At 61.4% G+C, this 9,880-nt stretch carries 11 protein-coding genes; 9 read left to right on the top strand and 2 right to left on the bottom strand.

Annotated features, from left to right (window positions below; translation table 11 throughout):
- Positions 1-258: 258 nt before the first annotated feature.
- Complete coding sequence (locus ACIQ39_RS16595; protein WP_396435711.1) at positions 259-1,128, bottom strand: DNA ligase; 870 nt, start codon at positions 1,126-1,128, stop codon at positions 259-261.
- A 326-nt stretch (positions 1,129-1,454) separates the two neighbouring features.
- On the opposite strand from ACIQ39_RS16595, the gene ACIQ39_RS16590 reads away from it, so the two are divergent.
- The gene (locus ACIQ39_RS16590; RefSeq protein ID WP_396435710.1) at positions 1,455-1,676 is read left to right on the top strand and encodes an antitoxin MazE family protein; all 222 of its coding nucleotides are present in this window, start codon (positions 1,455-1,457) and stop codon (positions 1,674-1,676) included.
- Positions 1,673-1,996, top strand: a complete 324-nt coding sequence (locus tag ACIQ39_RS16585) for a type II toxin-antitoxin system PemK/MazF family toxin (protein ID WP_396435709.1) — start codon at positions 1,673-1,675, stop codon at positions 1,994-1,996. The genes ACIQ39_RS16590 and ACIQ39_RS16585 overlap by 4 nt, the downstream gene beginning before the upstream one ends.
- Before the next feature lie 135 nt (positions 1,997-2,131).
- On the opposite strand, the gene ACIQ39_RS16580 is transcribed toward ACIQ39_RS16585, so the two are convergent.
- Positions 2,132-2,689, bottom strand: coding sequence for an HNH endonuclease (locus tag ACIQ39_RS16580; protein WP_396435708.1), 558 nt, complete (start codon positions 2,687-2,689; stop codon positions 2,132-2,134).
- Positions 2,690-2,869: 180 nt separating this feature from the next.
- On the opposite strand from ACIQ39_RS16580, the gene ACIQ39_RS16575 reads away from it, so the two are divergent.
- From ACIQ39_RS16575 to ACIQ39_RS16545, 7 genes are all read left to right on the top strand, one after another.
- Positions 2,870-3,907 carry a bifunctional riboflavin kinase/FAD synthetase gene (locus tag ACIQ39_RS16575; RefSeq protein WP_396435707.1) on the top strand — a complete coding sequence of 346 codons (1,038 nt, stop codon included), beginning with the start codon at positions 2,870-2,872 and terminating at the stop codon, positions 3,905-3,907.
- A 132-nt stretch (positions 3,908-4,039) separates the two neighbouring features.
- Positions 4,040-6,916: an isoleucine--tRNA ligase gene (ileS, locus tag ACIQ39_RS16570; protein WP_396435706.1), complete on the top strand. Its 2,877-nt coding sequence runs from the start codon at positions 4,040-4,042 to the stop codon at positions 6,914-6,916.
- 31 nt (positions 6,917-6,947) lie between these two features.
- A complete protein-coding gene (gene lspA / locus ACIQ39_RS16565; protein WP_396435705.1) occupies positions 6,948-7,463 on the top strand; it encodes a signal peptidase II in 516 nt (171 codons plus the stop codon).
- 31 nt (positions 7,464-7,494) lie between these two features.
- A complete protein-coding gene (locus ACIQ39_RS16560; RefSeq protein WP_396435704.1) occupies positions 7,495-7,929 on the top strand; it encodes an HI0074 family nucleotidyltransferase substrate-binding subunit in 435 nt (144 codons plus the stop codon).
- Positions 7,922-8,233 (top strand): nucleotidyltransferase family protein, encoded by a 312-nt coding sequence (locus tag ACIQ39_RS16555; RefSeq protein ID WP_396435703.1) that lies wholly within the window; start codon positions 7,922-7,924, stop codon positions 8,231-8,233. Before ACIQ39_RS16560 ends, ACIQ39_RS16555 begins: the two co-directional genes overlap by 8 nt.
- Positions 8,234-8,368: 135 nt before the next feature.
- Positions 8,369-9,523 (top strand): aminotransferase class V-fold PLP-dependent enzyme, encoded by a 1,155-nt coding sequence (locus ACIQ39_RS16550; protein ID WP_396435702.1) that lies wholly within the window; start codon positions 8,369-8,371, stop codon positions 9,521-9,523.
- A 112-nt stretch (positions 9,524-9,635) separates the two neighbouring features.
- Positions 9,636-9,880 (top strand): hypothetical protein (locus ACIQ39_RS16545; protein ID WP_396435701.1); only part of this gene is annotated, 245 nt, incomplete at its 3' end.

The following is a 9,880-nucleotide window of genomic DNA, read 5'->3' as shown; positions in this document are numbered from 1 at the left end:
GGTCGGGCGATGTGGCAAAGCGAAGCGCCTCTGAGCTCGGCCCGTGCCGCCCGCATGCAAGAGACGGCAGGCGTCTTCGCCTGAAGGGAAGGTCCTGCGAACCGGAGCAAGGCGGGAGGGCGGCGCGGGTCGGGCGATGTGGCAAAGCGAAGCGCCTCTGAGCTCGGCCCGTGCCGCCCTCCCGCCTTGCGGCTCAAAACCAGATTTTTTTGAATGAGCAGCCCAACAAGAAGGCCCCGAGAGGGGCCTTGTTCATGCTCACTCCGCCTCGCGTACCCGCACAAAAGAAGCAAACCGCGGCAAACCCGAAGGCGTGCGATCGCGGTAGCGGTAGGTGACCCAAGCCCCCACGGGTGGCGGGTCGCGGCGCTGGGCATCGCTCAGGCCCGAGCCCAAGGCAAAGCGCTGGCCTGATGGCATTTGCACCAGCAAAGCCCCAGTCATGCCCGCCAAGCGCCCCTTGCCTGGCTGGTGGCCCACCACAAGCCCCTCCTCGTCCAACTCGGGTTTGAACTTGAACAGGGCATCGCTGCGGCCAGCTTGCCAAAGCGCATCGGCGCGGTGCAGCATCAGCCCCTCACCGCCCTGCTGCACCACCGACTGCAAATGCGCTTGCAAAGCCTGTGCGCTGGTCATCGTCTCTTGCTTGACCGCCACGAGCCAAGGCTGACCCGCCTGCGCCAGGGCCTGCGCCACGCGCTGGAGCCGCTGGTCAAACGGCCCTGGCAAGCCCCAGGCATCAAACACCCTGTAAGACAAGCTACGCCACTGGGCATCGTCCGGCACCGCCTTGCGCACCGCACCTGAAACCGAATCGAACTGCCCCCGATCACGCCACAGCTCGCCGTCCAGCGGCAAAGCAGGCAGCGCCGCCAAAAACCACCCGGGTGCAGCCATCACACGACCACTGCGAAAACGCAACACCCGCCCGTCCCAAACGGCACGCACACCATCGAACTTTTCACTGACCAAAAAACCTTGGGGTGAACGCCCTGTCGGCCAGACAGACGCCAATTGAACTGCCTTGCCAGCCGCAGTGCTCTGCCCCGCGAACAAGGCACTGAGGCCCCCCAAAAACACTTGCCGACGCGTGATGCCGGGCAACACTCGGTGCACACAGTTGATCATGGCGAAGCCTCCTTGAAGCCGCAGAGCAGCACGAAACGAGTTATTTGGCATTCATAGGTGCATGATGCGGCGATTCAGTCCACTGCGCAAGCCATCTGCTTTAGCCGACCGAATTCGCCAATGCGGTCGGCTTCGGCTGTGCGTGCTCAGTGGCTTGAATTGAGCGTGACCTGAGCTTGTGCTGGGCCTGTGATGGACCCGGGCTGTTGGCCTAGCCTGGCCACGCCTGCCCCAGGATGCGTCACATGGGGACTGCGCCGTGGAGGCCCCAAAAGGCCTCATTGGCGGTATCATGTTACCTCGCGCGAATTTAACAGGAGGCGCCCATGGACACCGTCAATTCACCCCTCAGCAAAGTGGCCCGCTCTCGCGAGCGCATGCGCTCAGCCGGCTTGCGTCCCGTGCAATTTTGGGTGCCTGACACCCGTTTAGAAGGCTTTGTGAGCGATGTCCGCCTGCAATGCCTGGCCCTCAAGGGCGATACCCAAGAGCTTGAGGCCCAAGCATTTGCGCAAGAAGCCCTGCGGCACGTGAACGGTTGGGCATGACACAAAGGGGCGACTTGGTGACCGTGTCCATACAAGGGGACTATGGCAAACCCCGTCCGGCCTTGGTGGTACAAACGAACTTGCTCAGTGAGCTGGACAGTGTGGTGATTTGCCCGGTCACGAGTGAACTGCGCACCGCGGTGTTCAGGGTCACGGTGGAGCCCACCAGCCAAAACGGGCTTCGCGCACGGTCTCAGGTGATGGTGGACAAGCCGTCCACCTTGCCACGCACCAAAATAAGCCCGCCGTTTGGACACCTGGAAGATGCGCGCATGCGGGCTGTAGACCGGGCCTTGCTGCTGGTACTGGGCGTGATTTAAGCGAACGACCCGGACACGCTCTGATCCGCTTGGGTCTGCGCAGCAACCGGGTGCGACAAGGGATCACCCACGCCGAGGGCCTTCAAGACAGGCTTTGGGCGAAGGGGCTGAACACAGTTTTTGCCAAAGCTCGCCTCAAACCATCAAGCGCGAGCTCTTGGGCACATGGGCCATCAAAAACGCCATCTGGTCACTCAAAATGCGGCGGTTGCGCAAGATGAAGTCTTCCCACAGGCTGGGCACATAGGGCGCGTACAACAAAGGCATGTTGGCTTGCTCTGGGGTGCGGCTGCTTTTGCGGTGGTTGCACGAGCGGCAAGCGGTGACCACGTTCATCCAGTGGTCCGGGCCTTTTTGGCTCACGGGCACGATGTGCTCGCGGGTCAAGACCGACTCGTGAAAATGTCCACCACAGTAAGCGCAGACATTGCGATCGCGCACAAACAATTTGGGGTTGGTCAAACCCGACACCAGGTCAAACGGGTTGATGCGGGGCACGCCTTGGGTGCCGATGATGCTGTTCACCGTGATGATGGATTGCTGACCCGTGAGCGCGTTGTGCCCCCCATGGAACACGGCCACTTCTTGGCCGACTTCCCAGCGCACCTCGTTGGCCGCGTAGTGGGTGACCGCCTGCTCCAGCGATATCCACGATTGGGGCAGGCCTTGGGCCGAGAGTTTCAAAACCTTCACAGACGCCTCCATCCAACAGCTTGAAAAACCACTGACACGAAAAGTTCCGTCGCGATCGCTCCCCCAGCGCTGGTGACCACCGTTGAAGAGACCGGGCTCGGTCACAATATACCCTCTTACATCGACACAACTGTGAATCTTGGCCTGAACCCAGATTCGCGCTCGGACATCACACCCCCCATGAAGGTTTTTCGCGGTTTTCACCACCCAGACTTGGCCCCCGCCTGCGCCTTGACGATTGGCAACTTTGACGGCGTGCACCGGGGCCACCAGGCCATGCTGGCCCTGTTGCGCAGCGAAGCCGCCCACCGAGGCGTGCCCAGCTGCGTCATGACTTTTGAGCCGCACCCGCGCGACCACTTTGCCAAAGCCCTGAACAAACCCGACTGGGCACCGGCCCGCATCGCCACCTTGCGCGACAAGCTGCAAGAACTCGAACGCTGCGGCGTGAACCAAGTGGTGGTGCTGCCGTTCAGCGCCTCGCTGGCGCGCCAGTCTCCACAAGACTTTATCCAGCAAGTGCTGGTGCAAGGTTTGGGCGTGCGCTATGTGCTGGTGGGCGACGATTTTCGGTTTGGTGCCCAGCGGTCGGGCGACTACGCCATGCTGGACGCCGCTGGGCAGCGCCTGGGCTTTGATGTGGCGCGCATGAACAGCTACGAGGTGCGGGGCTTGCGGGTGTCCAGCTCTGCGGTGCGCGAGGCCCTCAGCCAAGGTCGCCTGCAAGAAGCCAGCGCTTTGCTGGGCCGCCCCTACAGCATCAGCGGGCATGTGGTGCATGGGCGCAAGCTGGGCCGCGAATTGGCCGCCACCGCCGAAGGTGCAGGCGACGGCTTTCGCACCCTCAACTTGCGCTTTGCACATTGGAAACCGGCGGCCAGCGGCATTTTTGTGGTCGAGGTGCACGGCCTGGGCAACCGAGGGCTGCCGGGGGTGGCCAATTTAGGCATTCGCCCCTCACTCGACCCGAACGATGTCAACGGCGGGCGCGTGTTGTTAGAAACGCATGCCTTCGACTGGCCTGCCCACCTCGGGGCCGAGGGGGGCTACGGTAAAATCATCCAAGTGGACTTGCTGCACAAATTACACGACGAGCTCAAATACGACGGTCTGGACGCCCTGACAAAGGGCATCGCCAAGGACTGCGACGACGCACAAGCCTGGTTTGCTTCGCGCCACGGTGAAACCAGCCGCCAAACCACGCGCGACCGAATTTGACGCTCTGGCCCTCGTTTGCTGCCCTTCGACAGGCTCAGGGCGAACGACCTCAAGGGCCCACTCCTTCTTGATCTCTCCGAACGGCCCGCCGCTCGGACTGAGCTTGTCAAAGCCCTCTCGACCAGACGCACCATGACCGACAAAACCCAAAACCCCGACACCCGCATCAACATGATGGACACCCCCTTCCCGATGCGCGGCGACCTGCCCAAGCGCGAGCCGGGCTGGGTGAGCGAGTGGAACGACGGCGGTTTGTACAAAAAGCTGCGCGCCGCCCGGCAAGGCGCACCGCTTTTTGTGTTGCACGACGGCCCGCCTTACGCCAACGGCAAGCTGCACATCGGCCATGCGCTGAACAAAGTCCTCAAGGACATGATCGTCAAGTCCAAGCAACTGGCGGGTTTTGACGCGCAATACATTCCCGGCTGGGACTGCCACGGCTTGCCGATCGAAAACGCGATTGAAAAACTGCACGGCCGCAAGCTCTCTAGAGACGACATGCAGGCCGAAAATCAAGCGTTGTGCCGCGCCTTTGCCACCGAGCAAATCGGCCAGCAGCGCGAAGACTTCAAACGCCTGGGCGTGCTGGGCGACTGGGAGCGGCCTTACCGCACCATGGACCCGGCCAACGAGGCCGGAGAAATCCGTGCCTTCAAACGCGTGATCGAGCGCGGTTTTGTGTACCGTGGCCTCAAACCCGTGTACTGGTGCTTTGACTGCGGCTCTTCGCTCGCCGAATTCGAGATCGAATACCAGGACAAACACAGCGACACGCTGGACGTGGCCTTTGAAACCGATGACGCGGCCAAGCTGGCTAAAGCCTTTGGCCTGACGGCCCTGCCAAACACCCCCGCAGGCCAAACCGGTTTTGCCGTGATCTGGACCACCACCGCCTGGACGATTCCTGCCAACCAAGCCCTGAACGCCCACCCCGAGCTGACCTACGCTTTGGTGCAAACCGACAAGGGCTGCCTGGTGCTGGCCGAGTCGCTGGTCGACAAATGCCTGGAGCGCTTTGGCCTGCAAGGCGGCAGCGTGCTAGCCACGGCCAAAGGCACGGCCTTGGGCGGCCTGAACTTTCGCCACCCCCTTTACGACGTGGACGCTGGCTACCAGCGCCTGTCCCCGGTGTACTTGGCGGAATACGTGAGCGACAGCGACGGCACGGGCCTGGTGCACTCCTCGCCTGCCTACGGCGTGGACGACTTCAACTCCTGCATGGCCAATGGCTTGAAGTACGACGACATCCTGAACCCGGTACAAGGCAACGGCACCTACGCCGAAGACTTCCCGATGTTTGGCGGCCTGCACATCTGGAAAGCCATCCCCGTGGTGCTGGACGCGTTGCGCAACGCGGGCCGCTTGCTGTCCACCGTCACCATCACCCACAGCTACCCCCACTGCTGGCGTCACAAAACGCCTGTGATTTACCGCGCTGCGGCCCAGTGGTTCATTCGCATGGACGAGGGCCTTGGGGTGTTCACGAAAGACAAAGCCCCCAAGACCCTGCGCCAGCTGGCACTCGACGCCATCGAGCAAACCCAGTTCTACCCAGAAAACGGCCAAACCCGCCTGCGCGACATGATCGCCAACCGCCCCGACTGGTGCATCTCGCGCCAGCGCTCTTGGGGCGTCCCCGTGCCGTTTTTCTTGCACAAAGACAGCGGCGAGCTGCACCCGCGCACCATGGAAATCCTCGATCAGGCAGCCGACATCGTTGAACAAGGCGGCATCGAGGCCTGGAGCCGCGTGACGGCGGAAGAAATTTTGGGTGCGGCCGATGCGCCCAGCTACACCAAAAGCACAGACATTTTGGAAGTTTGGTTCGACTCCGGCTCCACCTTCCAGCATGTGCTGCGCAGCAGCCACAAAGACGCTTACGGCGTGGCGCCCTTCCATGCCGAAGGGCCAGAGGCCGACCTGTATTTGGAAGGCCACGACCAGCACCGGGGGTGGTTTCACAGCTCGCTGCTGCTGGGCTGCGCCCTGTACGGCCGCGCGCCTTACCGGGGCCTGCTCACGCACGGCTTTGCCACCGACGGGCAAGGCCGCAAGATGAGCAAAAGCTTGGGCAACACGGTCGAACCCCAAAGCATCAACAGCAAAATGGGCGCAGAAATCGTGCGCCTGTGGGTGGCCAGCACCGACTACTCGGGTGACCTGAACATCGACGACAAAATCCTGGCCCGCGTGGTGGACAGCTACCGCCGCATCCGCAACACCCTGCGCTTTTTGCTGGCCAACGTGAGCGACTTTGACCCCGCCACCGACACCGTGCCGGACGACCAACTGCTGGATATCGACCGCTTTGCGCTGGCCCGCGCTGCCCAGCTGCAAGCGGACATCCGCGCCCACTTTGACGTGTACGAATTCCACCCTGTCGTCAGCAAGCTGCAGATTTATTGCTCAGAAGACCTGGGCGCGTTTTATCTGGACGTGCTGAAAGACCGCCTGTACACCACCGCGCCCAAGAGCCTGGCGCGCCGCAGCGCGCAAACCGCGCTCTACCGCATCACGCACGGCATGCTGCGCTGGATGGCGCCGTTTTTGTCGTTCACCGCCGAAGAAGCCTGGGCTACTTTCGGCGCCTCGGAATCCATCTTTTTGGAAACCTTCAGCGACTTCGGTGCGGCCGATGAAGCGCTGTTGGCCAAATGGGGCCGCATCCGCGAGATCCGCGACTTGGTGAACAAAGACATCGAAAACCTGCGCGCCGCAGGCCAAGTGGGCGCATCCTTGCAAGCCGAGATCACACTCACCGCGCCCGCCGCTGACCACGCCTTGCTGGCCAGCTTGGGGGCAGACATCAAGTTTGTGTTCATCACCTCCAAAGTCACTTTGCAAGCCGGCGAACACTTGGCCGTGCAAGTGCAAGCCAGCCAAGACACCAAGTGCGAGCGCTGCTGGCACTACGCCGACGATGTGGGCCACAAGGCCGATCACCCCACGATTTGCGGGCGCTGCGTGAGCAACCTGCATGGTGCTGGCGAAACCCGCCAGGTGGCCTGACCTTCACGCACAAACAACATAAGGCAAACCCATGGCCAGCAGCAAAAAAATCGGTAAAAGCTACGCCAGCAAAAGCCAAGGCATGGCACTTTGGCTCGGCATCGCCCTTGTGGTGCTGCTGCTCGACCAGTTCACCAAGTTGCTGGTGCTGGGTGCTTTTCAATTGGGCGACAGCACGCCCATCACCTCGTTTTTTAACCTGGTGCGGGTGCACAACCATGGTGCAGCCTTTTCTTTCTTGGCCAATGCAGGCGGCTGGCAGCGCTGGTTTTTCACAGGCATTGGCGTGGCGGCGGCCATCTTCATGGTCTGGATGCTGCGCGCCCACCCGGGTCAAAAACTCTTTGGCTTGGCCATCGCGCTGATTTTGGGCGGCGCGATAGGCAACGTGATCGACCGCTTGGTGCACGGTTACGTGGTCGACTTTCTGGACTTTTACTGGGGCACCTGGCACTTCCCCGCCTTCAACGTGGCCGACGCTGGCATCAGCGTGGGCGCGGCGCTGTTGATCTTGGACGAGATCTTGCGCGTGCGGCGCGGGCGTTGACCTGACAACACTGGCCAAGGAAAATGCCCCCATGAACGCGCCAAGCCTTGACCTGAGCTCTTTACGGCTCGCACTGGTATCCCTGGAGGATGGCTTGACTGTGGTCAGCGATACGGCATGGTTCAACGTGCAAGAGGCCAAAGTTCGCCACACCCTGATCGCAGGCGTGATTCAGAACTTTGAATTCGTCTCCGAAATCAGCACCAAGATGCTGCGCCGCCGACTTGAATTGGACGCCCTGAACCCCAGCGAAGTCGACTTTGCCAACTTCAAGGACGTGCTTCGCATGGCGGCCGAAAAAGGTTTGATTTCGGATGTACCCGCCTGGTTCGCCTACCGCCAAATGCGCAACATCACGGCGCACACTGATGACCCGCAAAAGGCCCAACAGGTCTACGAAGGCACACAGGCGTTCATGCTGAACGCCCGCCTTTTGTTGGCCCGACTGGAAGACACGAGTGACTGAATTGCAGCATGGCATGAGTGCGCAAGAAGTGGCGCTCGTGAACGCCCTCGTCGCCACATGGCTGCCCGCACGAGAAGTGCGCATCTTTGGTTCGCGTGCACGGGGCACGCCAAAACGCTACTCCGATCTGGACTTGGTCATCATGGGCGATACGCTGACCCCCTTGGGCACATTGGGCCAGCTGCAAGAGGCTTTTGCCTGCAGCGACTTGCCCTGGCGAGTCGACGTGGTGGATTGGGCCAATACAGCGCCCGAGTTTCAACGCCACATTCAGACCCACAGCGTGCCGCTTTCCAGACTTTGAGAAAACGACCGCGCATTGCGCCTGCGGTGACCGAGAACCTTTGCGCTCATGGCCCGAGTGGCGTCTGGCCTTGGCCGTGAACCCCAGCAGGGTGCTGTAAGCTCTGCATTTTCATCACTGACCAAGGAGTGCACCATGCCCGGATTGTTGCCCCAGATCGACCCCGATGGTTTGCTGGAGTTTTCGGTGGTCTACACCGACCGCGCCCTGAACCACATGTCCAAGCGCTTTGGCGGTGTGATGACCGACATCTCGCGCATGCTCAAAAGCGTTTACGGCGCTCACTCGGTGGCGTTGGTGCCGGGTAGCGGCAGCTTTGGCATGGAGTCTGTCGCCCGCCAATTCGCCACCGACCAACATGTCATGGTGATTCGCAACGGCTGGTTCAGCTACCGCTGGACGCAAATTTTTGACATGGGCCGCATCCCCAAAAGCCACAGCGTGCACAAGGCTCGGCGCATCGCCGGGGGCTCCCAAGCTGCTTGGGCACCGGCCCCGATCGAAGACATCAAAGCCGCCATTGCCGCCGAAAAACCTGCGCTGGTGTTTGCCCCACACGTCGAAACCTCGGCCGGCATGATGCTGCCGGACGACTACCTGAAAGCCGTGTCCGATGCGGTGCATGCAGTGGGCGGCTTGTTTGTACTGGACTGCATCGCCTCGGGCGCCATGTGGTTGGACATGCAGGCCACGGGGGTGGACGTGCTGATCAGCGCCCCCCAAAAAGGCTGGAGCAGCTCGCCCTGCTGCGCCATGGTCATGCTGAGCCAGCGCGCCCGCCAAGCGATTGACAGCAGCACCAGCACCACCTTTGCGATGGACTTGAAAAAGTGGCTGCAGGTGATGGAAACCTATGAAAGTGGTGGCCACATGTACCACACCACCTTGCCCACCGATGCCCTGCAACGCCTGCAAGAGACCATGTTGGAAACCGAGGCCTATGGCTTTGCCAAAGTGCGCGAAGAGCAAATGGCCTTGGGCCGTGCCGTGCGCCAGTTGCTGGCCGAGCGCGGTTTCCCCAGCGTGGCGGCTCCCGGTTTTGAGGCCCCGGGCGTGGTGGTGAGCTACACCACCGACCCCGAGATTCAAAGCAGCAAGAAGTTCTTGGCCCTGGGCCTGCAAACTGCCGCTGGCGTGCCGCTGCAGTGCGACGAACCGGCCGACTTCCGCACCTTCCGTTTAGGCCTGTTTGGCCTGGACAAATGGCACGATGTTCCGCGCACCTTGCAACAACTGCGCACGGCTTTGGATGCAGTGGCACCTGCGCCAGCAGAAAAACTGGCCGCCTGAGAAAGCAGAAGGCCCCCTGACGCACCCGGTCGAAGGACTTCCAGCTCAGAGAAAATTTCGTGGAAGCGGTCGGTGACCGCTCCTACAAAGAGGCCACCTCAGTTCTTTTTTCGTGGGAGCGGTCTCAGACCGAGAAAAAATTGGCCCTCAGGCCTTTGCCGGACCCATCACGGTCGGTGACCGCTCCTACAAAGAGGCCACCTCAGTTCTTTTTGTGGGAGCGGTCTCTGACCGCGAAAAAATTGGCCCTCAGGTGTTTGCCTCACCCATCGCGGTCGGTGACCGCTCCTACAAAGAGGCCACCCCAATTCTTTTTGTAGGAGCGGTCTCTGACCGCGAAAAAATTGGTCCTAGGTG

The sequence above is a fragment of the Limnohabitans sp. genome (assembly GCF_044361645.1).
Classification (GTDB): Bacteria; Pseudomonadota; Gammaproteobacteria; order Burkholderiales; family Burkholderiaceae_C; genus Limnohabitans_A.
The sequence above is the reverse complement of the archived record's forward strand: the minus strand, read 5'-3'. Positions and strand labels throughout refer to the sequence as shown.

What these genes read in the sequence shown, in the direction of transcription:
- ACIQ39_RS16575 (WP_396435707.1), top strand. Translation starts at nt 2,870, where the DNA reads ATGAAGGTTTTTCGCGGTTTTCACCACCCAGACTTGGCCCCCGCCTGC.
- ACIQ39_RS16595 (WP_396435711.1), bottom strand. Translation starts at nt 1,128, where the DNA reads ATGATCAACTGTGTGCACCGAGTGTTGCCCGGCATCACGCGTCGGCAA.
- ACIQ39_RS16560 (WP_396435704.1), top strand. Translation starts at nt 7,495, where the DNA reads ATGAACGCGCCAAGCCTTGACCTGAGCTCTTTACGGCTCGCACTGGTA.
- ACIQ39_RS16590 (WP_396435710.1), top strand. Translation starts at nt 1,455, where the DNA reads ATGGACACCGTCAATTCACCCCTCAGCAAAGTGGCCCGCTCTCGCGAG.
- lspA (WP_396435705.1), top strand. Translation starts at nt 6,948, where the DNA reads ATGGCCAGCAGCAAAAAAATCGGTAAAAGCTACGCCAGCAAAAGCCAA.
- ACIQ39_RS16585 (WP_396435709.1), top strand. Translation starts at nt 1,673, where the DNA reads ATGACACAAAGGGGCGACTTGGTGACCGTGTCCATACAAGGGGACTAT.
- ileS (WP_396435706.1), top strand. Translation starts at nt 4,040, where the DNA reads ATGACCGACAAAACCCAAAACCCCGACACCCGCATCAACATGATGGAC.
- ACIQ39_RS16550 (WP_396435702.1), top strand. Translation starts at nt 8,369, where the DNA reads ATGCCCGGATTGTTGCCCCAGATCGACCCCGATGGTTTGCTGGAGTTT.